Annotated in this window: 23 protein-coding genes and 3 tRNA genes; 20 read left to right on the top strand and 6 right to left on the bottom strand. The window is 58.6% G+C overall.

Annotated features, from left to right (window positions below):
* Nucleotides 1-4: 4 nt before the first annotated feature.
* Genes GZH91_RS10115 through hpnC form a run of 5 tightly spaced genes read right to left on the bottom strand, consistent with a single transcriptional unit; the run spans nt 5 to nt 5,004 of the window.
* Complete coding sequence (locus GZH91_RS10115) at nt 5-1,336, bottom strand: serine/threonine-protein kinase (protein WP_147072827.1); 1,332 nt, start codon at nt 1,334-1,336, stop codon at nt 5-7.
* A complete protein-coding gene (locus GZH91_RS10110) occupies nt 1,329-2,078 on the bottom strand; it encodes a YciK family oxidoreductase (protein WP_147072825.1) in 750 nt (249 codons plus the stop codon). The genes GZH91_RS10115 and GZH91_RS10110 overlap by 8 nt, the downstream gene beginning before the upstream one ends.
* Nucleotides 2,075-3,346 carry a hydroxysqualene dehydroxylase HpnE gene (gene hpnE, locus GZH91_RS10105; protein ID WP_147072869.1) on the bottom strand — a complete coding sequence of 424 codons (1,272 nt, stop codon included), beginning with the start codon at nt 3,344-3,346 and terminating at the stop codon, nt 2,075-2,077. The genes GZH91_RS10110 and hpnE overlap by 4 nt, the downstream gene beginning before the upstream one ends.
* 2 nt (nt 3,347-3,348) lie before the next feature.
* The gene (hpnD, locus tag GZH91_RS10100; protein ID WP_147072823.1) at nt 3,349-4,182 is read right to left on the bottom strand and encodes a presqualene diphosphate synthase HpnD; all 834 of its coding nucleotides are present in this window, start codon (nt 4,180-4,182) and stop codon (nt 3,349-3,351) included.
* A gap of 9 nt (nt 4,183-4,191) precedes the next feature.
* Nucleotides 4,192-5,004, bottom strand: a complete 813-nt coding sequence (gene hpnC / locus GZH91_RS10095) for a squalene synthase HpnC (protein ID WP_147072822.1) — start codon at nt 5,002-5,004, stop codon at nt 4,192-4,194.
* 90 nt (nt 5,005-5,094) lie between these two features.
* Here hpnC and GZH91_RS10090 point away from each other — a divergent pair.
* The 16 genes from GZH91_RS10090 (at nt 5,095) to GZH91_RS10020 (ending at nt 18,928) form a co-directional block, all read left to right on the top strand.
* A tRNA-Leu gene (locus tag GZH91_RS10090) sits at nt 5,095-5,179 on the top strand.
* A gap of 36 nt (nt 5,180-5,215) precedes the next feature.
* Nucleotides 5,216-6,520, top strand: coding sequence for a trigger factor (tig, locus tag GZH91_RS10085; RefSeq protein ID WP_147072820.1), 1,305 nt, complete (start codon nt 5,216-5,218; stop codon nt 6,518-6,520).
* 4 nt (nt 6,521-6,524) lie between these two features.
* Nucleotides 6,525-7,154: an ATP-dependent Clp endopeptidase proteolytic subunit ClpP gene (clpP, locus tag GZH91_RS10080; RefSeq protein WP_147072818.1), complete on the top strand. Its 630-nt coding sequence runs from the start codon at nt 6,525-6,527 to the stop codon at nt 7,152-7,154.
* 30 nt (nt 7,155-7,184) lie between these two features.
* Nucleotides 7,185-8,444 (top strand): ATP-dependent Clp protease ATP-binding subunit ClpX, encoded by a 1,260-nt coding sequence (gene clpX / locus GZH91_RS10075; protein ID WP_147072816.1) that lies wholly within the window; start codon nt 7,185-7,187, stop codon nt 8,442-8,444.
* A gap of 159 nt (nt 8,445-8,603) precedes the next feature.
* On the top strand, nt 8,604-11,027 hold the full coding sequence (gene lon, locus GZH91_RS10070; RefSeq protein ID WP_147072814.1) for an endopeptidase La: 2,424 nt from the start codon (nt 8,604-8,606) through the stop codon (nt 11,025-11,027).
* Between the two features lie 150 nt (nt 11,028-11,177).
* The gene (locus GZH91_RS10065; protein WP_147072812.1) at nt 11,178-11,450 is read left to right on the top strand and encodes an HU family DNA-binding protein; all 273 of its coding nucleotides are present in this window, start codon (nt 11,178-11,180) and stop codon (nt 11,448-11,450) included.
* Nucleotides 11,451-11,459: 9 nt separating this feature from the next.
* Nucleotides 11,460-11,535 (top strand) — tRNA-Val (locus GZH91_RS10060).
* Between the two features lie 23 nt (nt 11,536-11,558).
* Nucleotides 11,559-11,635, top strand: a tRNA-Asp gene (locus GZH91_RS10055).
* Nucleotides 11,636-11,696: 61 nt separating this feature from the next.
* Nucleotides 11,697-13,595, top strand: a complete 1,899-nt coding sequence (locus GZH91_RS10050; RefSeq protein WP_147072810.1) for a SurA N-terminal domain-containing protein — start codon at nt 11,697-11,699, stop codon at nt 13,593-13,595.
* A gap of 244 nt (nt 13,596-13,839) precedes the next feature.
* A complete protein-coding gene (locus GZH91_RS10045; RefSeq protein WP_223264544.1) occupies nt 13,840-14,988 on the top strand; it encodes an NAD(P)H-dependent flavin oxidoreductase in 1,149 nt (382 codons plus the stop codon).
* A 453-nt stretch (nt 14,989-15,441) separates the two neighbouring features.
* Nucleotides 15,442-16,008 (top strand): TIGR01212 family radical SAM protein, encoded by a 567-nt coding sequence (locus tag GZH91_RS18075; RefSeq protein ID WP_307723879.1) that lies wholly within the window; start codon nt 15,442-15,444, stop codon nt 16,006-16,008.
* A 23-nt stretch (nt 16,009-16,031) separates the two neighbouring features.
* Nucleotides 16,032-16,208 (top strand): hypothetical protein, encoded by a 177-nt coding sequence (locus GZH91_RS18070; protein WP_223264543.1) that lies wholly within the window; start codon nt 16,032-16,034, stop codon nt 16,206-16,208.
* Entirely contained in the window at nt 16,198-17,109 is a 912-nt protein-coding gene (gene ubiU / locus GZH91_RS10035; protein WP_147072806.1) for a ubiquinone anaerobic biosynthesis protein UbiU, read from the top strand. Before GZH91_RS18070 ends, ubiU begins: the two co-directional genes overlap by 11 nt.
* Before the next feature lie 20 nt (nt 17,110-17,129).
* Nucleotides 17,130-17,732, top strand: coding sequence for a DUF116 domain-containing protein (locus GZH91_RS10030; protein ID WP_147072804.1), 603 nt, complete (start codon nt 17,130-17,132; stop codon nt 17,730-17,732).
* 21 nt (nt 17,733-17,753) lie between these two features.
* Entirely contained in the window at nt 17,754-18,224 is a 471-nt protein-coding gene (gene ubiT, locus GZH91_RS10025) for a ubiquinone anaerobic biosynthesis accessory factor UbiT (protein ID WP_147072802.1), read from the top strand.
* The gene (locus tag GZH91_RS10020) at nt 18,221-18,928 is read left to right on the top strand and encodes a hemerythrin domain-containing protein (protein ID WP_147072800.1); all 708 of its coding nucleotides are present in this window, start codon (nt 18,221-18,223) and stop codon (nt 18,926-18,928) included. The genes ubiT and GZH91_RS10020 overlap by 4 nt, the downstream gene beginning before the upstream one ends.
* A gap of 106 nt (nt 18,929-19,034) precedes the next feature.
* On the opposite strand, the gene fabI is transcribed toward GZH91_RS10020, so the two are convergent.
* Entirely contained in the window at nt 19,035-19,820 is a 786-nt protein-coding gene (gene fabI / locus GZH91_RS10015) for an enoyl-ACP reductase FabI (protein ID WP_147072798.1), read from the bottom strand.
* Between the two features lie 83 nt (nt 19,821-19,903).
* On the opposite strand from fabI, the gene GZH91_RS10010 reads away from it, so the two are divergent.
* From GZH91_RS10010 to GZH91_RS09995, 4 genes are read left to right on the top strand one after another with little or no spacing between them, the layout of a single operon-like run.
* A complete protein-coding gene (locus tag GZH91_RS10010) occupies nt 19,904-22,060 on the top strand; it encodes an ABC transporter substrate-binding protein (RefSeq protein WP_147072797.1) in 2,157 nt (718 codons plus the stop codon).
* A complete protein-coding gene (locus GZH91_RS10005; RefSeq protein WP_147072795.1) occupies nt 22,057-23,034 on the top strand; it encodes an ABC transporter permease in 978 nt (325 codons plus the stop codon). Before GZH91_RS10010 ends, GZH91_RS10005 begins: the two co-directional genes overlap by 4 nt.
* A complete protein-coding gene (locus GZH91_RS10000; protein ID WP_147072792.1) occupies nt 23,031-24,440 on the top strand; it encodes an ABC transporter permease in 1,410 nt (469 codons plus the stop codon). The genes GZH91_RS10005 and GZH91_RS10000 overlap by 4 nt, the downstream gene beginning before the upstream one ends.
* Entirely contained in the window at nt 24,437-26,431 is a 1,995-nt protein-coding gene (locus GZH91_RS09995; RefSeq protein WP_147072790.1) for an ABC transporter ATP-binding protein, read from the top strand. Before GZH91_RS10000 ends, GZH91_RS09995 begins: the two co-directional genes overlap by 4 nt.
* Nucleotides 26,432-26,454: the final 23 nt, after the last annotated feature.

The following is a 26,454-nucleotide window of genomic DNA, read 5'->3' as shown; positions in this document are numbered from 1 at the left end:
CGGTTCAGCCTTTTTCTCGCGCCAGCTTGCGCTTTTCTTTTTCCAGGCGCTTGATCTGCAGGGTGGCAATCACCACGTCAGGATGAAGCTCGGTAAATTTCGCCAGTAACTCAGCGCGCTTGATTTTGAGCGCCTGAATTTTTTTGTCCAATGCGGCGATGGCAATCCGGTTAGGTTGATTGTTTTTGACCGTTTGAACGCGATCTGCTGGGACCGAAATGAATTTTTGTGCCGCCGACTGGCTGGGTGAGGCAATTGGCGCAGGCACAGCAATGATGGCTCTAATGTAATGCGTGACCGGGGGCGCATGACTGGCGTCCGAACTTACCAGCAGTGCGATCATCGCCAGCACGGCAACGGTGGCAATCCCCAGGCTGATCATGCTCAGCAAAGTGCGCAACATCGCCTTGTCGGTTTGCCGAGTTCGCGCCAGCAGGGTAGCGGGGGTGTCCGGTGCAGGGTTGACAGGCTGAACCACCATTGGCGTTACACCGCGCAGGGCGCGCAGGTCAGTGGCCATGTCGCGTGCAGTTGGATAGCGCCCGGCAGGCTGCTTGGACAGTGCGCGCATGACAATGCGATCGAATGCATGCGGCACATCCTGGTTCACGCTGCTGGGTGGGGCGGGTTCGAAGTTCATGATGTTGTAGAGAATGGTGCTGAGGTCGTCACCGGTAAATGGCGTGCGTCCGGTCAGCATCTCGTACAGCACCACACCCAGCGAGAACACGTCGCTGCGGCCGTCCACAATTCTGCCCTGCACCTGTTCGGGGGACATATAACGCGGCGACCCAAGCAATGCGCCGTCCCCGGTTTGCGCGCTGGTCGGGATCTGGGCAATGCCGAAATCGGTAATCTTGACTACCCTGCCACGGCGCATCAGGATGATGTTGGCGGGTTTGACGTCGCGATGAATGACGCCATGCTGGTGTGCGTAGGCCAGACCATTGGCAATCTGCAGCGTAATATGGGCAATGCGCTCAATGGGTAGGCGGATGTGGTTATCGAGCAGCGTATCGAGCGACTCCCCTTGCAGGTATTCCATGGCAATGTAAGCACTGCCGTCGGTTTCCCCTACGTCGTAGATAGTGACGATGTTGGGATGATTGAGGCGCCCAGCCGATTTGGCCTCGCGGTAGAAGCGTTCCTCGAATACCTGGTGTGCCTGATGAGACAGGTCGAGACGAATGGTCTTGAGCGCAACCGTACGTTCAATCAGAGGATCGTGTGCCTTGTAAACAGTGCCCATCGCGCCGCGTCCGATTTCGGCGGCGATTTCGTAGCGCCCCAGTTTGAGCTGCGGCATGTCGGCAAGTCTGGCACCGGTTTCAGGCATTATTCAGTTCGATGATCCGGCCCTTGACGGCTGCACTATCTGCGCCCATCAAATAGAGATAGGCTGGCATCAGGTCGGGCATCTGCGGCAGCGTGTCGGGGTCTTCGCCCGGGTGGGTCTTGCGGCGCTTGGGAGAGGCCACTGGTCCCGGGATCAGGGTATTGATGCGCATGTTGGGGTAGAGCATTTCCCATTCCTGCGTCCATATCTGCGTCAGTGGTTCCATGCCGGCTTTGGATACCGCATAGCCGCCCCAGTACGCTGCGGGGTGATGGCCGTGCGATTCGCCGGTCAGGATCACCGATGCACTGGGCGATTGTTTGAGCAGCGGCAGGCACGCGCGGGTCAGCGCAAATGGCGCAATCAGGTTGACGCGCATCAGCGTGAGCCATTGCTCCATGGTTTGCAGTTCGAGCGGGCACGCGCTGTAAAACGCGGCTGCATTGTGCAGGATGCCATCCAGGCGTTTGAGTTGCATGCCGATCGAGCCAGCCAGGCCTTCATAAGCCTGGTCATCGGCGACATTCAGATCCAGCGGAATAATGGCGGCTTGCGCGTAGCCCGCTGCTTCGATTTCGTCATAAACCTGTTCCAGCTTGGGCACGTCGCGTCCATGCAGGATTACGGTAGCGCCGTGTGCCGCGTAAGCCAGTGCGGCTTCGCGCCCCAGGCCTTGCCCGGCGCCGGTGACAAGGATGACACGGTCTTTCAATAAATCAGAGGGTGCCTGGTAGTTTTTCATGTTTGTTCCAATATCAGTTGTGCGCATTTTACGCCACTTTGTGTTGCAGCTTCGAGTGTGGCAGGGTAATCGCTGGCGGTGTAATCCCCCGCCAGGTAGAAATTTTTGAGCGCCGTGGCCTGAGCCGGGCGCTGCAACCCGGCATCGCACGAATAAGTGGCGCGTTTTTCGACAATGACTTTATGCCAGTGCGGCGCCGGCAAGGCCCCCAGCGCGCTGCGCAATTCTGCATCCACTTGCTGCGCCAGCACCGCCGCTGCAAGTTTGCGGTGATGGCCTTCGGCGCTGATGACCACGGCCAGCAGGCCGTGCTGATGGTGGGTGATTCCCCTGTCAAACACCCACTGAGCGAGTCCGCCAGCCAGGCCCAGCATGGGTTTCGCGAGCATCACCTGGGCAGGGTACTGCAAATACACCGTGGCTATCGGCTGGTAATGAAATGCATTGATAAGGGTGCGTACCTGATTGAGCTCGTCCAGTCCGGCCAGCAGGCGCGTTGCCTGATACGGTGCCACGGCACAGATCAGGTGGGTGTAGTTACCGCCATGCACAGAAAAACCCGCTGCGGTTTGGGTAATCGCTTCCACCGTTTTCCCTGTTGTCACGGCACCGCCGTGGGTGCGGACAAAATCCGCAGCGGGCTGCGGAAACAGCGCGGAGAGATCACGTACCGGAAAAACCAGGTCGCTGTCACTGCGGCGGCGCGCCAGACTGTCGCGCAGCACGTTGAGGAATACCTGCGCCGAGGCGGTGGCAATCGGCGTATTGAGCGCGGCGATACACAGCGGCGCCCACAGTTTATCCACCAATGCAGCCGTCTGGGCGTGGTGCGCCAGCAACTGCGCAACCGGCATATCCTGTCTTAATTTAAAATGCGCGCGGCGTTGCACCAGCATGAAACGAATGGCGCGAAAACGTTCGCCGGCGCTCATGCCGCGTGCGCCGAGCAGTGCCAGCAAGGTATTCAGCGGCGCGGGCAGGTATGGTGCAGAGAGCCGCAACCCGCCCAGGGTATGCAATTGTAGCGGACGCCGCAGCCATGCTGCATCAGCGGGCGCTACCAGTTTTACCAAACGCAAGGTCTCGCTATACGCTCCCAGCAGCAGGTGCTGACCGTTATCCAGGCAGATGTCGTTCAGTATCACCCGGCGCGCGCGCCCACCCAGCGTCTGGCTGGCTTCGAATAGCGCCGCTTTTATCCCGTGCTGTGCCAGGGTCACGGCAGCAGCCATGCCTGCGTAGCCGCCACCGATAATGGCGACGTGCATGGTCAAGCCTTCATCCAGGTGCGCCACGCGATCCACAGCTTGCGCAGCGGGGTGAGCGCGGTGCGCTGGGTGAGTACCTTGAATCCCTCGCTGCGGATTTCCTCCAGCAGGGTGCGGTAGATGCCCGCCATCACCAGCCCTGCGCGCTGCGCCTTGCGATCGGCACGGGGCAGGGCGGCGAAGGCTTGTTCGTAGAAGCGCTGGGCGCGCTGGTACTGGAATTCCATGAGCTGGCGGAAATTATCGGTTTCGCGTGCGTTGAGGATGTCGGCAGCACTGACGCTGAACTGTTCCAGCTCGTCCATCGGCAGATAAATACGGTTGCGGCGGGCGTCTTCGCCCACGTCGCGAATAATGTTGGTTAGCTGAAAGGCCAGGCCCAGATCCGCCGCATAACGCAAGGTGGCGCGCTCGGTGTGGCCGAAAATCACCGCCGACAGCTCGCCCACCACCCCCGCCACGCGGTGGCAATAGAGCCGCAGCGATTTGAAATCGGCATAACGGTGCTGGGTCAAATCCATTTCCATGCCGTCGATGATTTCCAGCAATTGCTCGGCGGGCAGGTCGAACTGCTTGATCACCGGTGCCAGGGCGTGGCTTACTGGATGATGCGGCTCGCCCCGGTACAGGTCGGCCACCTCGGCGCGCCACCAGGCCAGCTTGGTGCGCGCCACGTTGGTGTCGGTACACTCGTCGGCGATGTCGTCCACCTCGCGGCAGAAGGCATACAGCGCGACAATGGCACGGCGCCTGGGGGGGGGCAGGAACATGAAACTGTAGTAAAAACTGGAACCGCTGGCGGCGGCTTTGTCCTGACAGTACTGGTGGGGATCCAAGGCGGTGTCCTAGTTGGCGCGCACGGCGCGGTACAGCATGTTGAGCCAGTCGGCGCTATTCAGCAGCGGGCGCCGGGTGTAGATATCGCCGCGGGTCTTGTGCAGTTTTTCCAGAATGGTGGCGCCACCCATGATAATCATGCGTAACTCCAGCCCAATGCGTCCCTTGAGTACCTTGCCGAGCGGCGCCCCGGCCTGCAGTATTTTACGGGTACGCTCGATCTGCGCCAGCATGAATGGCTGCCACAGTCCACTGGCGTCATGGCGCGCAATCTGCGCTTCGTCCACGTGGTATTTCGCCATCTCGTCTTGCGGCAGATAAATGCGGCCTTTCTGGTAGTCGATCGCCACATCCTGCAAGAAATTGATGAGCTGCAGACTGGAACAGATGGCATCGGAATAAGCCACGCTGCGTGTATCGGTTTCGCCATACAGCGCGAGCATCAGTCGTCCCACCGGGTTGGCGGATTTTTTACAGTACGCCATCACCTCACCAAAATGAGCGTAGCGGGTTTTGACCACATCCTGCGAAAATGCATCGAGCAGATCACGGAACGGCTGCAACGGCAGTGCATGCCTGCGGATGATGGTTTCGAGCTGCACGAATAATGGTGTGAGGGGTGGCAGGCGCGCTTCGATGCGGCTTAATTCGGCGCGGTAAGCATCGAGCCCGGCCAGGCGTTGCCGTGGGGTCGCATCGCCCTCATCGGCGATATCGTCTGCGCTGCGCGCAAAACGGTAAATGACCGCGACCGGGTGGCGCAGGCGGCGCGGCAGCAGAATGGACGCAACCGGGAAATTTTCGTAATGACCAACGGACATGTAGGGTGGCGAGCAATAGTCTCGATAAACCGGCGCTATTGGGCACAGAAGCTGACAGCGAAGCAGCAATTATATTACACTTGGCGGTTTGCGAAAGTGGCGGAATTGGTAGACGCACTGGATTTAGGTTCCAGCGCCGCAAGGCGTGGGGGTTCGAGTCCCCCCTTTCGCACCAGAATTTATAACTTGTCCATCAGTAAGGATTTTCCTCATGCAAGTCAACCTCGAGCAAATCAGCACCCTGGAACGTCGTATCAACCTGGCCGTGCCGATGCAACAGATCGAAACCGAGGTCAACAATCGCCTCCGCGACATCGCCCGCAATACCAAACTGGATGGTTTCCGCCGTGGCAAGGTGCCGTTGAGCCTGGTCACCAAGCAATACGGCGGCCAGATTCATCAGGAGGTACTGGGCGATGCCGTGCAAAAGAGTTTCATGGATGCCATACAGGCACACCGGCTCAAAGTGGCAGGCTATCCGCGCATTGAACCCAGAACCGATGCGGCGGACAAGGAAGCCATCGAATTTTCCGCCACGTTCGAGGTCTACCCCGAAATTACCCTGGGGGATATCGGCTCCGCCAAAATCACGCGTCCGGTGGTCACGGTAGGCGATGCCGATGTGGACAAAACCCTGGATGTACTGCGCAAACAGCGCGTGCAGTTCAATACCGTTGACCGCGCTTCGCAGACCGGCGATCTGGTCACGCTGGATTATGTGGGGAAAATTGACGGTGCCGTATTTGCCGGCGGTGAAGCCAAGGGCTTCCGCGTGGTGCTGGGCGAAGGCCGCACGCTGGCGGAGTTTGAAACGGCGCTGGTTGACGTGAAAGCGGGCGACAACACGTCGTTTAACGTGACTTTTCCGGGCGATTATCACGCCAGGGAGCTGGCTGGCAAAACGGCTGCGTTCGAGGTATCGGTTGTGGATATAGCCGCGCCACAGCTGCCGGAAGTGGATGCCGAGTTCGCCAGGAGCCTGGGTATCACCGATGGCGACGTGCAAAAAATGCGCGCTGAAATCCAGGCCAATCTGGAACGCGAAGTTAAAAACCGCATTCATGCCAGGCTCAAAGAGCAAATCATGCAGGCGTTTTTGGACAGCACCAAAATTGATGTGCCCAGGTCGCTGCTGGAAATGGAAACCCAGCGTCTGATGCAGAATGCACGCAAAGACATGCAGGCGCGTGGCATGAATGTTAATGATGTGCCGTTACCTGCCGATATATTTGCTGAGCAGGCTATGCGCCGGGTCAGCCTGGGGCTGATTCTTGCCGAAGCGGTGCGCGTCAATGAACTGACTGCCAAACCGGAGCAGATCACTGCCCTGATTCAGGAATTTGCGCAAAGTTACGAAGATCCGCAGGAAGTGATAAAGTGGCATCATCAAACCCCCGAGCGCATGCAGGAAATCGAGTCTCTGGCGTTGGAAAACAATGTTGTGGAATGGGCGCTGGAGCGTGTTCAGGTCGAAGACCAGTCGGTCAGTTTCGACGAATTGATGGGAAAGGCGTAACAGGATGATGGATAGCCGTAGCTGGGAGCCGCAAGGCTTGGGTCTGGTACCCATGGTGGTCGAACAAAGCGGCCGGGGTGAGCGTGCCTACGATATTTATTCGCGGCTGCTCAAGGAACGTGTTGTATTTTTGGTAGGCCCCGTGAACGAAGTCACAGCCAATCTGGTGGTCGCGCAATTGCTGTTCCTGGAATCGGAAAACCCGGACAAGGATATTTATCTGTATATCAACTCCCCCGGAGGGTCGGTGTCTGCCGGGCTGTCGGTTTATGACACCATGCAGTTCATCAAGCCGGATGTGAGTACCCTGTGCATGGGGCAGGCGGCCAGCATGGGTGCATTCCTGCTTACCGCAGGCGCCAAGGGAAAACGTTTTTGCCTGCCCAATTCACGCATGATGATTCATCAACCCAGCGGTGGTTTCCAGGGTCAGGCTTCGGACATCGAAATCCACGCCAAGGAAATCATTTATCTGCGCGAGCGGCTCAATGGCATGATGGCGCATCACACCGGCCAATCCAAGGAAACCATTGAGAAAGACACGGATCGTGACAATTTCATGAGTGCGGACGAAGCCGTGAAATATGGCCTGGTAGACAAGGTGATTACCAGCCGCATGGACAACGTCGGCTAACGCCGGCCACCTCAGTCAACGGAGAGTTTTATGTCAGATAAAGGAAGCGGCGAAAAACTGCTCTATTGCTCATTCTGCGGCAAAAGTCAGCACGAAGTCCGCAAGCTGATCGCAGGGCCTTCTGTATTCATTTGCGATGAATGCGTGGAACTGTGCAACGACATCATCCGTGAAGAAGTGCAGCAGGGGCAGGGCGGCAAGTCCAGCAAATCCGACTTGCCTACTCCCCGCGAAATTCAGGAAATTCTGGGTGAATACGTGATCGGTCAGGAAACCGCCAAACGTATTCTCTCGGTCGCGGTATACAACCATTACAAGCGCTTGCGCCACCAGGGCGGCAAAGATGATGTGGAACTGTCCAAGAGCAATATCCTGCTGATCGGCCCCACCGGGTCGGGCAAGACCTTGCTGGCGCAAACCCTGGCGCGTCTATTGAACGTGCCCTTCGTCATCGCCGACGCCACAACGCTTACCGAAGCGGGCTATGTGGGCGAGGATGTGGAAAACATCATCCAGAAGCTGCTGCAAAAATGCGATTACGATGTCGAAAAAGCAAAAAACGGCATCGTCTATATTGATGAAATAGACAAGATTTCGCGCAAATCCGACAATCCCTCGATTACCCGTGACGTATCCGGCGAGGGTGTGCAGCAGGCGCTGTTGAAACTGATTGAAGGTACAATTGCCTCGATCCCCCCGCAAGGCGGGCGCAAACACCCGAACCAGGAATTTGTTCAGGTAGATACCAGCAATATTCTATTCATCTGCGGTGGCGCATTCTCCGGCCTGGAGAAAGTGGTGCAGAACCGCTCCACCAAAGGCGGGATCGGTTTTGGTGCAGAAGTGAAAAGCAAGGATAATAGCCGCAATATTTCGCAGTTGCTGCGCGATGTGGAACCGGAAGATTTGATCAAGTTCGGCCTGATTCCTGAATTCGTTGGGCGCCTGCCAGTCGTTGCCACGCTCGAAGAGCTGGACGAGGCGGCGTTGATGACCATCCTCACCGAACCTAAAAACGCACTGACCAAACAATACGCCAAGCTGTTCGAGATGGAGGGTGCAGAACTCGAGTTTCGTGACAGCGCATTGGCAGCGATCGCCAAACGCGCGCTGGAACGCAAAACCGGTGCGCGTGGACTGCGTTCCATTATTGAGCACGCGCTACTTGATACCATGTTCGAACTTCCTTCCATGGACAATGTCACTAAGGTAGTAGTGGATGAATCGGTCATCAGCGGTGACGGCAAGCCATTGCTCATTTATTCTGACCAGCCAAAAGTGGCTTCCTGAAACATCGCGGGCATATTGAAGTTCGCCCGCGAGTAAAAAAGTTTTCACCTGGATTCAATCGCTTGTGGCACATCGGTGCAGGTGCGACTTGAATTTGCATGAGCCGCCCCGCATTTGGTGTCCTGGTCTATTTTCACTGACATAAGGTTAAACACCACCATGGCCTTACTCCAAGATTCCGAAGAATTAACGCTCCCGCTTTTACCATTGCGAGATGTTGTTGTGTTCCCGCATATGGTTATTCCTTTATTTGTCGGACGGCCAAAGTCCATCAAGGCGCTGGAAACTGCGATGGAATCGGGCAAGAACATCCTGCTGGTGGCACAAAAATCTGCCGCCAAGGATGAGCCCTCGCCAGATGATTTGTACACCATCGGTACTGTTGCCACGATATTGCAGATGCTCAAATTGCCGGACGGCACGGTAAAAGTGCTGGTTGAGGGTAATCAGCGCGCCAGGGTGATCGAATATTCGGATGTGGATAGCCATTTTGTCGGGCACGCCGAACTGGTGCCTGCCGACGACACCAGTGCCGACAATGAGGCAGAGGCGATGCGCCGCGCGCTGGTTGCGCAGTTCGACCAGTATGTGAAGCTCAACAAAAAAATTCCACCCGAAATACTTACCTCGCTGGTTGGCATCGACGAAGCCGGGCGCCTCGCGGATACCATTGCAGCGCACTTGCCGCTGAAGCTGGAACAGAAACAGGAAATCCTGGAAATGTTTCCGGTGCGTGCCCGTCTCGAACATCTGATGAGCCTGATGGAAGGCGAAATTGACATTCTGCAAGTAGAAAAACGCATCCGTGGCCGCGTCAAGCGCCAGATGGAAAAAAGCCAGCGCGAGTATTACCTGAATGAGCAGGTCAAAGCGATCCAGAAAGAACTCGGCGATATGGAAGAGGGTGCCGACCTCGAAGACCTGGAGAAGCGCATCCAGGAAGCGCACATGTCCAAGGAAGGACTCGCCAAGGCCGAGGCTGAACTGAAAAAACTCAAACTGATGTCGCCCATGTCGGCGGAAGCGACGGTGGTACGCAGCTACATTGAAACCTTGGTGGGATTGCCCTGGAAGAAAAAAACCAAGATCAGCAAGGACTTGAAAAAAGCAGAGACGATACTTGATCTCGATCACTATGGTCTGGACAAGGTAAAGGAACGCATCGTCGAGTACCTTGCGGTGCAGCAGCGTGTGGACAAGCTCAAAGGCCCGATCTTGTGCCTGGTGGGCCCGCCTGGAGTGGGCAAGACCTCGCTCGGGCAGTCCATTGCCAAGGCCACTAACCGCAAGTTTATCCGCATGGCGCTGGGCGGCGTGCGCGACGAGTCCGAGATTCGCGGGCACCGGCGTACCTACATTGGTTCCATGCCAGGCAAAATCCTGCAGAGCATGAGCAAAGTCGGTGTCCGTAACCCACTGTTTCTGCTGGACGAAGTGGACAAGATGGGGCAGGATTTCCGCGGCGATCCCTCTTCAGCGCTGCTCGAAGTTCTGGATCCGGAGCAGAACCATACGTTTGCAGACCACTACGTGGAGGTGGAATTCGATCTCTCCGATGTGATGTTCGTGGCCACGGCGAACACCCTGAACATTCCTGCCGCGCTGCTGGACCGGATGGAAATCATCCGTCTGTCGGGCTATACCGAGGACGAAAAGGTTAATATCGCCGAACGTTATCTGGTGACCAAGCAGATGAAGGCGAATGGCCTCAAGCCCGAAGAATTCGTGATATCCGAGAGCGCGTTGCGCGACATCGTGCGTTACTACACGCGTGAAGCCGGGGTGCGCAACCTGGATCGCGATATCGCCAAAATCTGCCGCAAAGGCGTCAAGGCCTTGCTCATGAAACAGGGCAAAGCCAGCAAGATCAGCGTGACTGCCCGCAATCTGGACAAGTATCTGGGTGTGCGCCGCTTTAACTATGGCGTTGCCGAGAAGAACAACCAGATTGGCCAGGTGACCGGCCTGGCATGGACGGAAGTGGGCGGTGAACTGCTTACCATCGAGAGCGTACTGTTGCCTGGCAAGGGCAAAATGATCACCACCGGCCAGCTTGGCGAGGTGATGCAGGAATCCATCCAGGCCGCGATGTCGGTGGTGCGCAGTCGCTCTGCAGTATTGGGCATTCCGCAGGATTTTTACCAGAAGAATGATATCCACATCCACTTGCCCGAGGGTGCCACACCCAAAGACGGACCGAGTGCCGGTGTAGGCATCTGTACCGCGATGGTATCGGTGCTGACTGGCATTCCGGTACGCGCGGATGTGGCAATGACGGGTGAGATCACGCTGCGCGGCGAGGTGCTGCCCATTGGTGGCTTGAAAGAAAAACTGCTGGCCGCACATCGAGGCGGAATCAAGACTGTATTGATTCCTGAAGAAAACGTGCGTGACCTGGTGGAGATTCCGGAAAACATCAAGAACAGGCTCGATATCCAGCCCGTCAAGTGGATAGACCAGGTGCTGAAAATGGCGCTGGAGCGGATGCCTGAAGCATTGCCTGGGGAGCCAATTCCTGCCGTTGAGGGGACACCTGTGGCAGCAGCTGAAGCTGACGTCGCGGCTGTAGTCACCAAGCATTAGCAGTTTTTTTGCCTGATCAGGGAATTGCCGCCCGACGCGGCGGTTTTTTATGTGGAATTGCTGGAAGCCGCTTGACACAAGCTTTTCCGGCTTGCTATAAAGCGGATGCAGGGTATTCCTGTGGCTGACTCTACGAGAAAGGGGACACACGTGAACAAATCCGAATTGATAGATGCTATCGCCGAATCTGCCGATATTTCCAAGGCAGCAGCAGGCCGTGCATTGGATGCTGCTGTTGATGCAGTTAAAGTTGCCCTGAAAAAAGGTGATATGGTAACGCTGGTTGGTTTTGGTTCTTTCTATGTTGGTAAACGCGCTGCCCGCACCGGCCGCAATCCGCGTACTGGCGCAGCAATCAAGATCAAAGCGGCCAAAGTTCCCAAGTTCCGCGCTGGAAAAGCGCTGAAAGATGCAGTAAACTAGCGCCTTTCCGGGTGCTTAGCTCAGTTGGTAGAGCGTCGCCCTTACAAGGCGAATGTCGGGGGTTCGAACCCCTCAGCACCCACCACCAGTATGACAACACCGGTATCTGGAGTGGTAGTTCAGTTGGTTAGAATACCGGCCTGTCACGCCGGGGGTCGCGGGTTCGAGTCCCGTCCACTCCGCCAATACGGAAGGCGAACGCAAGTTCGCCTTTTTTCGTTTGCCTGAGCTCTATACATAACGACTATGCTTGATGCAATTCGCGAACGCGCACAAGGCTGGCTCGCCAAAGTCATTCTGGCGCTGATTACCATTCCTTTCATGCTGTGGGGAGTGGAATCTTATTTTAACAAGAGCGGCGATGGCGATGTCCTTGCCAGTGTGAATGGCGACAAGGTGACACGCCAGGAATTCGACCGTGCCATCAAGGCGCAGCAGCAGGAAATGCGCGCATCCATGGGGGCAGCATATGATCCGGCCATGTTTAATGATCCGAAAATTCGCAAATCGGTTCTGGATGGCGTCATCAACCAGCGCCTGATTATCAATGCGGCCAGCAAAGCGGGCATGGTGGTCAGCGACGCAGAAATGGCCAGGATTATTGCCAGCCTGCCCGCGTTTCAGGAAAACGGCCAGTTCTCGCAAACCCGTTATGATCAGGTGCTGCGCCAACAAGGCATGAGCATCAGCGAGTTTGAAAATCAGCTACGCCAGGAATTGTTGATTAACGATGTGCGTTCGGTTTTCCAGGCTTCAGCCATCGTGCCCTCCAATGTTGCCGCGCGTTTTTTGCAGGCGTATGAGCAGCAACGCGAAATCAGCACCATTAAGCTCACGCCCGAACAATTCCTGGGCCAGACCCGGGTGGGTGCTGCGGATGTGCAAAGCTGGTACAACGCACATAAGGCCGATTACACCTTGCCAGAACAGGCGCGCTTCCAGTATGTGGTGCTGGCGCAGGATGCGCTGGCCAGCCAGGTTAAGATCAGCGACGCCGAGGTCAAGCAGTATTACGATCAGAACAGTGCCAAATACAGCGAGCCCGAGCAGCGCCGTGCCAGCCATATCCTGATTGCGGTCAATCCCGGCGATGATGCCCAAAAACGCGCTGTGGCCAAAGCCCGTGCCGAGGCCATTTACCAGCAAGTCAAAGCTGACCCGGCCAGCTTTGCTGCAGTCGCCAAACATGAATCCAGTGATACGGGTTCAGCCTTGCAGGGCGGCGATTTGGGCTGGTTCCCGCGCAATGCAATGGTTAAACCTTTTGCAGATGCCGTGTTCGCAATGCGTAGCGGTGACATCAGCCAGCCCGTACAGAGTGAATTTGGTTACCACATCATCGAATTGACGGGCATCAGGCCTGCCCGCGCGCGCAGTCTGGATGAGGCGGATATCGTGCGCGATTTGCAGGCGCAGAAAGCCGGCAAACGCTTTGCCGATGCGGCGGAAACATTCAGTAATCAAGTTTACGAACAATCCGACAGTCTCAAGCCAGTGGCCGATGCGCTTAAATTGCAAGTGACAGACTCGGGTTGGCTAAACCGTAAGGGAGGCGACAGCAGCCTGCTGGCAAATCCAAAAATGCTGCAAGCGCTGTTTTCTGACGATGTACTGAAAAACAAACGCAATACCGAAGCCATCGAAGTTGCTCCCAACACATTGGTGTCGGCACGTCTGCTCGAATACAAACCCGCTGCGCTGCAACCTCTGGATGCGGTACGCTCTGCCATTGAGCAGCAGCTCAAACGCACCCAGGCGATAGCGCTGGCCGAAAAACAGGGCCAGCAGGATTTGGCGCAATTGCGTGCGGGCAAGGAACCCGGCGTGCAATGGAGCGCATTCCAGCTGATTACACGGCAGCAGGCCACTGCCTTACCGAGGGATTTGCTTGAGCCTGTATTTAGCGCTGATGCGCAGCATTTACCTGCGTATGTCGGTGCAGTTGGCGCAGATGGTAGCTACACCTTGGCACGCGTGACCCGGGTGATTCCTCCACCAGCAGCAGATGCCGCCAAGGTCAAGGCCGTGCAAGATCAACTTGCGCAATTGACAGCGCAAGTTGATTTTGCCGACTATCTCACCAGCCTGGAAAGCAAGGCCAAGATCGAGATCCGTCGCGCAAGCCTGGACAAACCCCCGCAATAAATCCTGTCGGGCGAAGCTCCGGCGCAGTGCCAGGTTTCGCCCGCTCGGCGCCGACTTGCCATGCTGCAAGGTGCGGAACTGGACGATCTGCAAAAGATTAAGCATGATCTGATACCCGGAGCCTTCGATGGGTATGTTGTGGTTCCGGCATAACGCGCTTTGCACAGATATGAAGATCGCCAATTCCCACCCTGTCCTGCATGGGAGGCGGTTGTCTTGAGGTGGCTATATGCTGGAGACGGATTTGCCCCCCTTATACCTTAAAGGCCGGCGTTTGCTGCCCATCGTGCAGGGCGGCATGGGCGTGGGCGTATCCGCGCACCGGCTGGCGGGCGCGGTGGCGCGGCTGGGCGCGGTCGGCACCATTGCCAGCATCGACCTGCGCCACCATCACCCCGATCTGGTGGCACAGGGAAAGCATTGCCGGGACAAGGCGGCGCTGGATAAACTCAATCTGGTGGCACTGGAACGGGAGATTAAAGCCGCTCTCGACACGGCGCGTGGCGAGGGGCTGGTGGCGGTCAACGTGATGAAGGCGGTGGCCGAGCATGCCGCACTGGTGCGCCAGGCGTGTGCGAGCGGGGCACAGGCCGTCGTGATGGGTGCCGGTCTGCCGCTGGATCTGCCCGAACTGGCCGAAGGTTTTCCCGAGGTGGCGTTGATCCCCATCCTGTCCGATGCGCGTGGAATCGGCATCGTGCTGAAGAAATGGATGCGCAAGAAGCGCCTGCCCGACGCCATCGTGATCGAGCACCCGCGCTATGCCGGTGGCCATCTTGGCGCCCCCAGGCCGGAGGACATCAACGATCCCCGTTTCGATTTCCCCGGGGTTCTGGAAAGTGTGTTCCAGTTGTTCAAGGATATGGGCATCGAACGCGAACAGATCCCGCTGATCCCGGCCGGCGGTATCAATACCTACGAAAAAATTCGCGACCTGCTCGCACTCGGCGCCGCCGCGGTGCAGCTCGGTACACCGTTCGCGGTTACCGAGGAGAGTGACGCCCATCCCAATTTCAAAAAAGTGCTGGCGGAGGCCAGGCCGGAAGACATCGTCACTTTCATGAGCGTTGCCGGCTTGCCTGCGCGCGCCGTACTGACGCCATGGCTGGCAAATTACCTGCGCCGGGAAAGCAAGCTGCAGGGGGATGCCAAAAGCCATCCGGAGCGTTGCGCGTCCGGGCTGCATTGTCTGACCCAGTGCGGACTGCGCGATGGCATCGCGAAGGCCGGACAATTCTGCATCGATTCACAGCTGGCCGCCGCCCTGCGCGGCGATATCGGCAAGGGCTTGTTCTTCAGGGGCTCGGAAAGCCTGCCGTTCGGCGCCGCCATCCGGCCAGTGCGGGAACTGCTGGAATATCTGCTTAACGGCAGCAAGCCTGCGCTTTCATAAGCGCACCAGCTGCAGCCGCGCAGCAGCATGTGTCTCGTCGGCCGGGCTTGCCATCGGCGCTTCGACTTGGAGAAATCGGGGTCGATTCTGGCCATTTTTACCATGCCAACGGACGCGGTATACGCTGGCCTTGATCCATGTCAAGGTGGCACTTCGGCGCGCTTGTCGCCACAATTTTATTGTGATAGCTTGCTCGCAGATTAACGTATCCTTATATATTAATTACCGATAGGAATGCGACGCCCAGCTTTGCAGGCTGACGATTATGGCGCTTTCGGACTACATCCACACCTTCGGACAGTTCATGCTGCGGCGCCATGGCCAGCGGGTGCACAAGATTGCTCTCGACGCCGGTTTTACCTGTCCCAACCGGGACGGCAGCAAAGGCATCGGCGGCTGCACTTTCTGCAATAATGCCTCGCGTTCAGCCCCAATGGCCGCGACGCGCCCTCCATTGCCAGCCAGCTTGCCTCCGGGCGGCGCGCAATTGCCAGGCGCACCCGCGCGCGATGCTTCATTGCCTACTTCCAGGCCTACACCAACACCTACGCCAGCGTGCAGCAGCTGGACGCACTCTATCGGGAAGCCCTGTCCGAGCCGGACGTGATCGGCCTGGCGGTGGGCACGCGCCCGGATTGCGTGCCGGATGCGGTGCTTGACCTGCTTGCCGGCTACCGCGAGGAAGGGCTGGAAGTGTGGCTGGAACTGGGGCTGCAATCCGCCTTTGACGAAACCCTCGCGCGCGTCAACCGCGGGCACGGCCTGGCGGAATGCCGGACCGCCGTGGTAGCCGCCAGACGACGCGGCATTCCGGTGTGCGCCCACCTTATCCTCGGCTTGCCCGGCGAGAGCGATGCGCACTACCACAGCAGCCTCGATACGGTACTGGCGCTGGGCGTGGACGGCCTGAAGCTGCATCCGCTGCACGTGGTGAAAGGCACGCAACTGGCGAACCAGTGGAGGCGCGGCGAATATTCGCCCCTCGGCATGGGCGACTACCTGCGATCGCCACCGATCTGATCGAGCGCACGCCGGAGTACATCGTGTTCCACCGGGTAACCGGCACGGCGGCGCAGGATATTCTGCTGGCGCCGGCCTGGTGCTCACAGAAATGGAATGTGCTGAACGGCATCGAAGCCGAACTGCGGCGGCGCAACCACCGCCAGGGCCAGTTCGCGCAGGATCAATACTATGCAAAGGAATGGGCTCATGTCGCCTGAAGCGAAGCTGGACCTGGTATGTCCGGCAGGCAGTTTGACGGCATTGAAAGCTGCGGTGGATAACGGCGCTGATTGCGTTTACATCGGCTTCCGAGACGGTACCAACGCGCGCAACTTCGCCGGTCTGAATTTCGACACCAGCGCCGCCCGCGAGGGCATACGTTTTGCCCATTCAGCCGGAGCAAAAGTCCTGGTGGCGCTGAACACTTACCCGCAAACCGGGAATTGGCAACGCTGGCAGGACGCGGTGGATCAGGCCGCCGGCCTGGGGGTGGATGCGATCATTGTGGCGGATCTGGGATTGATGCAATACGCCGCAGAGCATCATCCGCAGCTGCGCCGGCATTTGTCGGTGCAGGGTTCCGCGACCAACTACGAGGCGATCAATTTTTACCAGGAGCAGTTCGGTGTCAGCCGCGCCGTGCTGCCGCGCGTCCTTTCCATGGCGCAGGCTGAACACCTGCGCAAACATACTTCGGTGGAAATCGAGGTGTTCGGCTTCGGCAGCCTGTGCGTCATGGTGGAAGGGCGCTGCGCGCTGTCATCCTATGTCACCGGGGAATCGCCCAACACCTGCGGCGTGTGTTCTCCCGCCAAGGCGGTGCGCTGGAAACAAACCGCTCAGGGCCTGGAATCCCGGCTCAATGGCGTATTGATAGACCGTTATGCCGATACTGAAAATGCCGGTTACCCGACCTTGTGCAAGGGGCGTTTCAAGGTGGGCGGCGAAACCTATTACGCCATCGAGGAACCGGCCAGCCTCAACACGCTGGAGCTGTTGCCGGAACTGATGCGCATCGGCATTGCCGCCATCAAGATCGAGGGGCGGCAGCGCAGCCCGGCCTACATCCCGGCGATTTGTTGTGCAAATTACAACGTGCGCTGCAAGGTTTGCCGATAGCGCATACGCACCAGCGCAGCATGGATTTTTTTCGAGAGAACGGCGCGGATACGCTGGGATTTGGCGCGCAAGATGTGGCGCGGCTATTACACATCCTGCTGGACAAGCTATCCCTGCACAGTGACGTCCAGCTCAGCAGCAGGCAGCTTAACGCCCTGATGGTATACAGCCCGCAGGCAGCAAGCGCGCGGCAGATTTTGAGCCAGGCAAGTGTCATGCTGGTGCCGTACTGCGCAAAACCGGCCTGGTGCAAATGGCATTCGCGCGACGGCTGCACCGAATGCGGGCTGTGCGAGGTCGGGGAGGCTTATCGCCTGGCGCGGGAGCGTGGCATGCAGGTGACCACAGTTACCCACTATGAACATCTTGTGGAGACACTTGCCGATATGAAAGCACGCGATGTCCCGGCTTACATCGGCATGTGTTGCAGCAGCTTTTTCATCAAGCGCCACCGCGCCTTTCAACAGGCGGGCATGCCCGCGCTGCTGATGGATATCAGCGGTGCAAACTGCTACGAGTTAAAACAGGAGGAACTGGCCTATGCCGGCCAGTTTCAGGCACAGGCGCATCTGGATACGGAAGTATTGCAGCAGGTGATCAAATTCGTGCCCCGCACGGGGTGAAAGGGTGAGGCGACGGCCAACATGAAACAACAAAATTCTGTTTTACCCGCGGCGATCGCCGACGCGCTTGCGCTGCTGCCGCCTGCACCGCATTCGGTATTGCTGGCGGCGAGCCTGAATCGGATGCTGGGGCGCAGCATCCAGCCGGAGCGGCTGCTGCCGTTGCGGAACAAATCGGTGTGCATCCGGGTGACGGACGCCAGGCTGGCGTTTTTCCTCGGCACCGATCGTCGCGGCTTTGTCGCGCGGCGCTTCAGCCCGACGCCGGATTTGACCATCGGCGCGTGCGCGCGCGATTTTCTCAGGCTGGCCTTGCGTGAGGAAGACCCCGACACGCTTTTTTTCGGACGACGGCTGTACATGGAAGGCGACACCGAGCTTGGCCTGCTGATCAAAAATATCCTGGATTCGGTGGAGCCGTCGCAGCTATTTGTGATGCGTTGGTTGCCGGATAGTGTGCGGACAAGAATCAGGGCGGAACTGCTGTCATGAATACACGGGAAACCATGATCGATTTATGCACTGTGGCGGCGAGCCGGCTGCAAACCGCCGCGCTCCTTGCCGTCAAGGATCTGCAACGGGGTGAAACCATTCATTTGCTGACCCGCCAGGAACCGTTATTGATGCTGCGAAGCCTGAACCTGCAATTGCGCCATATTCTGAGCTGGCAGATCAGCGCAGAAGAAACCGGCGAGTGGCGGGTGCTGATTCGCCATCGCGAGGATGTCGCGCCCAGCGGTCTGATGGAGATACTCGCCCTTGACCACCAGCGCCTGGACGAATTGTTCGGTTTGGCGCTCCAGCTTGTGAATGCAGGCAGGATTGCCGAAGCGGCGCCGCTGATCACTGAATTCGCTTCCAGGCTGGAACGGCATATTCATGTCGAGAATGACATCCTGGCGCCCGGCTTCCAGATACCTAATACCGACCCCATTGCCACCATGCTGCACGAGCATGACGATATTCTTGCCCAGACAGCGAATATCGAATCCCTGTTTGCGGGCGAGGAACCGGTACAAGCCTGGGAAGTATCGCCATTCCTGGCGATTCTGTCCGGCGTGATGGCCAAACATGAACACCGCGAAGAGCAGAATCTGTTTCCACAATGGGACATCGCCTTGCGCATGGCGTCGCCCGGGGACAGGCAGGCGCTGCTGACACGCGTACAGCGAATGTTGTTAAACGTGCAGCAATAACCGCCATCAGTGCGTGGATACTTGCAAAAACTTTTCCGCCCGCCGCCCGCCTCGCCAGGTCACCCGGCAATTCCGGCGATTTTCCGTGCGCAGCGCTTAGCCGGGATTACCCCATATCGGCGCCGGCGGTGGTGTTGAAACCGGCGTCCACGTAGGTGATTTCACCGGTAATTCCGCTCGCCAGGTTACTCAGCAGGAAGGCGGCGGCATTGCCGACTTCCTCAATGCTCACGTTGCGCCGTAGCGGGGAATTTTTCTCGACGTGGCTGAATATTTTGCCGAAATCCGCGATGCCGCTGGCCGCCAGGGTCTTGATCGGGCCAGCCGAAATGGCATTGACGCGAATACCTTTCGGACCGAGGCTCTGGGCCATGTAATAGACGCTGGATTCCAGGCTGGCCTTGGCCAGGCCCATGACGTTGTAATGGGGCACCGAGCGAATGGCACCGAGATAGGACAAAGTAAGCAGAGCGGCGGGGCGTCCCTGCATCAGCGGCAGGCCGGCCTTGGCCAGCGCGGTAAAACTGTAGGTGCTGATGTCATGCGCGATGTGAAAATTTTCGCGCGTCACCGACTCCAGATAGTCCCCGGCCAGCGCGGCCTTGGGCACGAAGGCGACCGAGTGCACAATCCCATCCAGTCCGTCCCAATGTTGACCGAGATCGGCAAATAGCTGGGTGATTTCCTCATCGCTGGCCACATCGCACTGGAACACCAGTTCGCTGCCGAATTCCTGGGCAAATTCCGTCACCCGGTCCTTGACCTTGTCACCCTGATAGGTGAAGGCCAGCTCGGCACCTTCGCGTTTGCACGCCTGAGCCACACCGTAGGCGATGGAGCGGTTGCTGATGAGACCGGTGATCAAAATGCGTTTGTCGTTGAGAAATCCCATGGTTTTTCCTTTAGTGAAAAGCCCGAACATTATACCCGCTTGCGCCGTGACGCTTCACGCAGGCTGGGTTAAACTCACCCGATATGAATTTTTTTCGGCTATTTTCCCTGCTGATACTGCCTTTGCTATTGAGCGCGTGTGGCAATGGCACCTGGAACGACCCCTATCCGGCAGCCGAACGCGGCGGCAACATTCTCTATTCTTCATTCGAAGAGCGGCCCAAACATCTCGATCCGGCACGCTCCTATGCCAGCAATGAAGCGGAATTCACCGCGCAGATTTATGAACCACCGTTGCAGTACCACTACCTGAAACGGCCTTATACGCTCATCCCGCTGACAGCAGCGCAAATGCCTACGGTGACCTATTATGACGCCGCAGGCAGGCCCCTGCCCGCCACTGCGCCTGTTTCTGCAATTGCCGAGAGCGTATACGAAATCCATATTCGACCCGGTATTTACTACCAGCCCCATCCGGCCTTTGCGCGCGATGCCCAGGGCAGGCTGCGCTATCAGGACATGAGACCAGGCGACTGGCATGGCATCCAGACACTCAGCGATTTCCGTCACACCGGCACCCGCGAACTGGTGGCGGGAGATTATGTTTACGAGATCAAACGACTCGCCGCGCCGCAACTCAATTCCCCCATTCTGGGGGTGATGGCCGAATACATCATCGGCCTGAAAGACTATGCAGCGCGTCTGGAGAAGGCAGCGCGCAGCCTGCCGCGCGGGGCATATCCTGATCTGCGGCGTTATCCGCTGGCCGGTGCGGAGATAGTGGATCGTTACACCTACCGCATCAAACTGCGCGGCAAATACCCGCAATTCCTGTATTGGCTGGCGATGCCGTTTTTCGCGCCGGTGCCGCCCGAAGTGGAGCGCTTCTACGCGCAACCCGGCATGGCCGACCGCAACCTGAGTCTGGACTGGTACCCGGTGGGTACGGGCGCGTACATGCTGACCCGGAACAATCCCAATCGCCAGATGGTGCTGGAGAGAAACCCGAATTTCCACGCTGAGACCTATCCGCGCACGGGTGAGCCGGGAGACGCAGCCGCCGGCCTGTTAAGGGATGCCGGCAAGCCGCTGCCGTTTATTGACAAGGTGGTTTTCAGCCTGGAAAAGGAAACCATCCCCTACTGGAACAAGTTTTTGCAGGGCTACTATGATACGTCCGGCATCAGCTCGGATAGCTTTGACCAGGCCGTGCAGATCGACGCCCGGGGTGTGCCGCAGCCATCTGCAGCGATGCGCGCCAAGGGTATCCGGCTGACCACGGCGGTACGGCCATCGAGCAGCTACATGGGCTTTAACATGCTCGATTCGGTGGTGGGCGGATCCGGCGAGCGCGCCCGCAAATTACGCCAGGCGATTGCCATTGCGGTGGACTATGAGGAATACATCTCCATTTTTGCCAATGGGCGCGGTATCCCTGCGCAAGGGCCGATTCCACCGGGCATATTCGGCTACGTGGGCGGCGCGGCCGGGGTGAACCCGGTGGTGTACCGGCTGGTCAATGGTCAACCTGTGCGGCGCTCGATCGCGGAAGCGCGACGTTTGCTGGCCGAGGCCGGCTATCCGGACGGGCGCGATGCCAACAGCGGCGCCCCGCTGGTATTGTATTTCGATACTGCCGCCAGCGGCCCGGATGCCAAATCGCGCCTGGACTGGATGAGCAAACAGTTCGCCAGGCTGAATATCCAGCTGGTGGTGCGCAGTACCGACTACAACCGTTTTCAGGACAAGATGCGGCGTGGCACCGAGCAGCTCTTCGAATGGGGCTGGAATGCGGATTATCCCGATCCGGAAAACTTCCTGTTTCTGCTCTACGGACCCAACATGAAAGTGGGCAAAAACGGCGAGAACGCAGCGAATTACAGCAATCCGGAATATGACCGCCTGTTCGACCAGATGAAATACCTGGATAACGGCGCCGAGCGGCAGGCCATCATCGACCGCATGGTGAACATCGTGCGCGCGGACTCGCCCTGGCTGTTCGGGTTTTTTCCCAAGGCATTCAGCCTGAGCCATGCCTGGGTCGCACCCAGCAAGCCCAATGTGATGGCCAACAATACGCTGAAATACCGGCGCATTGACCCACAATTGCGCGAGAGATTGCGTGAGCGCTGGAATCAGCCGGTGCTGTGGCCATTGCTGCTGTTATTGCTGGCGCTGATCGCGGCGCTGGCGCCTGCGCTGTGGGCGTGGCGGCAGCGCGAACGGAGTGCGGCGCGATGATTGCCTATCTGCTGCGCCGCATTTTATACGCCATCCCGATACTGGTCGGGGTAAACCTGCTGACCTTCGCATTGTTTTTCGTTGTCAATACGCCAGATGATATGGCGCGTATGCATCTGGGCATGAAACGCGTCACACCGCAGGCAATCAGCAACTGGAAGGCGGAGCACGGCTACAATGCGCCGCTGTTCTATGACGCCAGCGCGCCGGGCATCAATAAAGTCACCCATAGCATTTTTTTCGAAAAATCCGCGCGCATGTTCGTGCTTGATTTCGGCACCTCCGACGACGGGCGCGATATTTGGCATGAGATCAAGACCCGCGCCGGCCCCAGCCTGGCGATTGCGGTGCCGGTGTTTGTCATCGGGCTGCTGGTGAACGTCACCTTTGCCTTGCTCATGGTGTTTTTCCGTGCCACCTATCTGGATTTCTGGGGGGTGGTGCTGTGCGTGGTGCTGATGTCCATTTCCGGGTTGTTCTACATCATCGCCGGTCAGTATCTCATCGCCAAATTGTGGCATCTGGTGCCGATTTCAGGCTTCAGCGGCGGGATGGACGGGCTGCGCTTCATCATTCTTCCGGTGCTGGTTTCCATCGTTGCGGGAATAGGCGGCGGCGCGCGCTGGTACCGCACTATTTTCCTCGAGGAAATCGCCAGGGACTACGTGCGTACGGCGCGTGCCAAGGGCCTGTCCGAGTGGCGCGTGCTGTTCCGCCATGTGTTGCAGAACGGCATGATCCCCATCCTCACCGGCGCGGTGGTGGTGTTGCCGCTGCTGTTCATGGGCAGCCTGATTACCGAGTCATTTTTCGGTATCCCGGGTCTGGGCAGCTACACCATTGACGCCATCCAGTCGCAGGATTTTGCCATTGTGCGCGCCATGGTGTTCATCGGTTCGGCGCTCTACATCATCGGGCTGTTGCTGACCGACATTTCCTACACCCTGGCTGACCCAAGGGTGCGCCTGCAATGATGTTCAAGCCGGTCATGCTGTGGACGGATGCGCTGATATTCCTGCTGCTGGCCGGGGCAGGCCTATTCACCTGGTATGTGCGCCGTCACGACCATCTGCGTGCGCCATGGCGGCGTGTACTGACCAACCCCACCGGCATGGCAGCGGCAGTGGTGCTGGCGGTGTTTGTGGTAATCGGGTTGCTGGATTCGCTGCATTACCGCCCCGCGTTGGCGATGAAAGCCGGGCAGCCGGTGCAATACGGGGTCGAGGTGCTCAGCGTACTCGATGCCATGCTTCCCGATCTGCGCACGCACAAGGAGAAAACCTACTCGGCACCGCTGGCGACGCATCTTTATGCCAGGGAAACCATCGCGCTGGCCAATGGCAGCACGCTGCGTATTTATCCGCGCCTGAAATATGGCGGCGCGCGGCTGGCTGATCCGTACACGCAGTGGACGCGCGACATTGTGCAGCGGATCGCATTGGGCCTGATCGAGGGGCTGGCATTGACGGCGCTTCTTGCTTTGCTGCTGGCCGCTTTGCTGGCACGCCACCAGGCTGGAGGCCTGACTGCGGCACTTGTTCGCCTGCTGCGTGGCGGCAATGCGGTTCCGTGGCGCACCCTGCTGATGACCTGCGCCATGCTGCTGGTGCTGGGTCTGGCCATTGCTCAACTGGCAGCCGGCTATCATGTATTTGGTACCGACAAAGTGGGCCAGGACGTGCTGTACAGTTCGCTGAAAAGCATACGTACCGGCCTGGTCATCGGTACGCTGACGACTTTGGTGATGCTGCCATTCGCGCTGTTATTGGGGATTGTGGCGGGCTATTTCCGCGGCTGGGCGGACGATCTGATCCAGTATCTCTACACCACGCTGAATTCCATTCCGGGTGTGCTGCTGATCGCGGCTGCGGTGCTCATTATGCAGGTATATATCGAAGCCCACCCGGACGTCTTCGACACCTCGGCTGCGCGCAGCGATGTTCGGCTGCTGTTTCTGTGCCTGATCCTCGGCGTGACCAGCTGGACCGGGCTGTGCCGTCTGCTGCGCGGGGAGACGCTGAAACTGCGCGAACAGGAATATATCCAGGCCGCCACCGCGTTTGGCGTGTCGCACTGGCGCATTATCACGCGTCATATTCTGCCCAATCTGCAGCATCTGGTGCTGATTACCGTGGTCATGGATTTTTCCGGTCTGGTACTGGCCGAGGCGGTGTTGTCTTACGTGGGAGTGGGGGTGGATCCGGCCATGTACAGCTGGGGCAACATGATCAACTCGGCGCGCCTGGAAATGGCGCGCGAACCGGTCGTGTGGTGGCAGCTCAGCGCGGCGTTTGTGTTCATGTTCGCGCTGGTGCTGGCCGCCAACCTGTTCGCCGACAGCGTGCGTGATGCGTTCGACCCGCGCGGGAGGACGCAATGAAGCCCACCCCGTTGTTGCAGATAACCGGCCTGCGCACCCGCATCGGTGCCGTGCGCGCTGTGGATGGCGTGAGTTTCAGCGTATCTGCCAATGAAACCTTTGCGCTGCTGGGCGAATCCGGGTGCGGTAAATCCATGACGGCATTGTCCATCATGCGTCTGTTGCCGGAGCATGGCAGCATTGATGCCGGGATGGTTTTTCTGGAAGGGCGCGACTTGCTGGCACTGCCCGAGGCGTCCATGCGTGCCGTGCGCGGTGGTGCGATCGGCATGATCTTCCAGGAACCGATGACCAGTCTCAACCCGGTGCTCAGCATCGGCGAGCAGGTCGGCGAATCGCTGCGCCGCCATCGCAATCTTGGCGGCGCAGCCTTGCGTGCCGAGTCCATCCACTTGCTCAATGCCGCTGGTCTGCCGGATGCCGCGCGGCGTATCAGCGAATATCCATTCCAGTTATCCGGCGGGATGAAACAGCGCGTAATGATCGCCATTGCACTGGCAGGCAATCCGCGCCTGCTCATTGCCGACGAACCCACCACCGCGCTGGATGTGACGATACAGGCGCAGGTGTTGCAATTGCTGCGCAGCATACAGCGGGAGCGCGGCATGGGCATGTTGCTCATCACCCACGATCTGGGGGTGGTGGCGGAAATGGCGGATCGCGTAGGCGTGATGTATGCCGGTGAACTGGTGGAAACCGCACCACGCGATGCGTTTTTTGCCGCGCCGTTTCACCCCTATAGCCGCAAGCTGTTTGCCGCGCTGCCGGGCAGGGGGCAGCGCGGCGGTGCGCTGGAAACCATACCGGGCATGGTACCCGCGCTCGACAGCGCGTTCGCCGGCTGCCGTTTTGCCCAGCGCTGTGATGCTGCTTTTGAGCGTTGCCAGCGCGAGGCACCGGCGTGGACGCAGCTTGCACAGGGACACGCAGTGCGCTGTCATCTGGCACCCGCCGGCAGCGGCACAGCCATGCCCATACCCGCGGCTTCAGTGACGCAAGCTGCGGTGAGCAAAGCAGCGACAGCGCTTTTGGCCGTGCGTAATTTGCAAGTGCATTTTCCGATTCGGAGCGGTCTGTTGCAACGCCAGGTCGGCGCAGTCAAGGCAGTGGATGGGTTGTCGCTGGATATCGGGGTAGGCGAAACGCTGGCGCTGGTGGGCGAATCCGGTTGCGGTAAAACCACCGTGGGCAAGGCCATTATTCAATTGGTCAAACCGACTGCGGGCAGTGTGCTGTTCAATGGCAGCGAGCTCACCCGGCTCGGTGCAGCCGGGTTGCGTGCACAGCGCAGCGGATTCCAGATGGTTTTTCAGGATCCGTACAGTTCGCTCAACCCGCGTATGCGCGTGGTGGAGATACTGGAAGAAGGCATGATGGCACTGGGCGTCGAGCCTGCCGCCGGGGCACGCAGAAAAGCGCTGGCGCGATTGCTCGACCAGGTTGGCTTGGCGCAGACTGCGCTGCACCGTTATCCGCATGAATTTTCCGGTGGCCAGCGCCAGCGCATCGCTATCGCCCGTGCGCTGGCGGTGCGTCCACGGCTGATCGTGTGCGACGAGCCCACCAGCGCGCTGGATGTGTCCGTGCAGGCGCAAATTCTCAACCTGCTGAAAGATTTGCAAAACGAGCTGGGGCTGAGTTACCTGTTCATTACCCACAATCTGCCGGTGGTGGACTATCTGGCGCAGCGCGTCGCGGTGATGTATCTGGGACGTATTGTGGAAATGGGCGACACCCAAACCGTACTGGAGCGTCCGCGCCACCCTTATACCCAGGCCTTACTCTCTGCCGCGCCGGTCATAACGGGGCCACGGCCACCGGTGATCCGGCTGCACGGGGATTTGCCGTCGCCTGCACAACCGCCGGCAGGCTGCCATTTTCATCCGCGCTGTGCGCATGCCATGGAGGTATGCGGAAGGCTATATCCGGGCCAGACCGAAATCAGTCCGCATCAGGTGGTGTGGTGCCATCTGGCGAATCAGATACCTTGAATGAATATTCCTGCTGAAAAAAC

This window comes from Sulfuriferula plumbiphila, assembly GCF_009938015.1.
GTDB classification, from domain to species: domain Bacteria; phylum Pseudomonadota; class Gammaproteobacteria; order Burkholderiales; family Sulfuriferulaceae; genus Sulfuriferula; species Sulfuriferula plumbiphila.
This window is presented reverse-complemented; position numbering and strand designations above follow the sequence as displayed.

What these genes read in the sequence shown, in the direction of transcription:
- GZH91_RS10110 (WP_147072825.1), bottom strand. Translation starts at nt 2,078, where the DNA reads ATGAAAAACTACCAGGCACCCTCTGATTTATTGAAAGACCGTGTCATC.
- lon (WP_147072814.1), top strand. Translation starts at nt 8,604, where the DNA reads ATGGCCTTACTCCAAGATTCCGAAGAATTAACGCTCCCGCTTTTACCA.
- GZH91_RS10000 (WP_147072792.1), top strand. Translation starts at nt 23,031, where the DNA reads ATGATGTTCAAGCCGGTCATGCTGTGGACGGATGCGCTGATATTCCTG.
- GZH91_RS10030 (WP_147072804.1), top strand. Translation starts at nt 17,130, where the DNA reads ATGGATTTTTTTCGAGAGAACGGCGCGGATACGCTGGGATTTGGCGCG.
- hpnC (WP_147072822.1), bottom strand. Translation starts at nt 5,004, where the DNA reads ATGTCCGTTGGTCATTACGAAAATTTCCCGGTTGCGTCCATTCTGCTG.
- clpP (WP_147072818.1), top strand. Translation starts at nt 6,525, where the DNA reads ATGATGGATAGCCGTAGCTGGGAGCCGCAAGGCTTGGGTCTGGTACCC.
- GZH91_RS10005 (WP_147072795.1), top strand. Translation starts at nt 22,057, where the DNA reads ATGATTGCCTATCTGCTGCGCCGCATTTTATACGCCATCCCGATACTG.
- GZH91_RS10020 (WP_147072800.1), top strand. Translation starts at nt 18,221, where the DNA reads ATGAATACACGGGAAACCATGATCGATTTATGCACTGTGGCGGCGAGC.
- GZH91_RS10115 (WP_147072827.1), bottom strand. Translation starts at nt 1,336, where the DNA reads ATGCCTGAAACCGGTGCCAGACTTGCCGACATGCCGCAGCTCAAACTG.
- GZH91_RS09995 (WP_147072790.1), top strand. Translation starts at nt 24,437, where the DNA reads ATGAAGCCCACCCCGTTGTTGCAGATAACCGGCCTGCGCACCCGCATC.
- hpnE (WP_147072869.1), bottom strand. Translation starts at nt 3,346, where the DNA reads ATGCACGTCGCCATTATCGGTGGCGGCTACGCAGGCATGGCTGCTGCC.
- clpX (WP_147072816.1), top strand. Translation starts at nt 7,185, where the DNA reads ATGTCAGATAAAGGAAGCGGCGAAAAACTGCTCTATTGCTCATTCTGC.
- ubiU (WP_147072806.1), top strand. Translation starts at nt 16,198, where the DNA reads ATGTCGCCTGAAGCGAAGCTGGACCTGGTATGTCCGGCAGGCAGTTTG.
- GZH91_RS10050 (WP_147072810.1), top strand. Translation starts at nt 11,697, where the DNA reads ATGCTTGATGCAATTCGCGAACGCGCACAAGGCTGGCTCGCCAAAGTC.
- tig (WP_147072820.1), top strand. Translation starts at nt 5,216, where the DNA reads ATGCAAGTCAACCTCGAGCAAATCAGCACCCTGGAACGTCGTATCAAC.
- fabI (WP_147072798.1), bottom strand. Translation starts at nt 19,820, where the DNA reads ATGGGATTTCTCAACGACAAACGCATTTTGATCACCGGTCTCATCAGC.
- ubiT (WP_147072802.1), top strand. Translation starts at nt 17,754, where the DNA reads ATGAAACAACAAAATTCTGTTTTACCCGCGGCGATCGCCGACGCGCTT.
- GZH91_RS10010 (WP_147072797.1), top strand. Translation starts at nt 19,904, where the DNA reads ATGAATTTTTTTCGGCTATTTTCCCTGCTGATACTGCCTTTGCTATTG.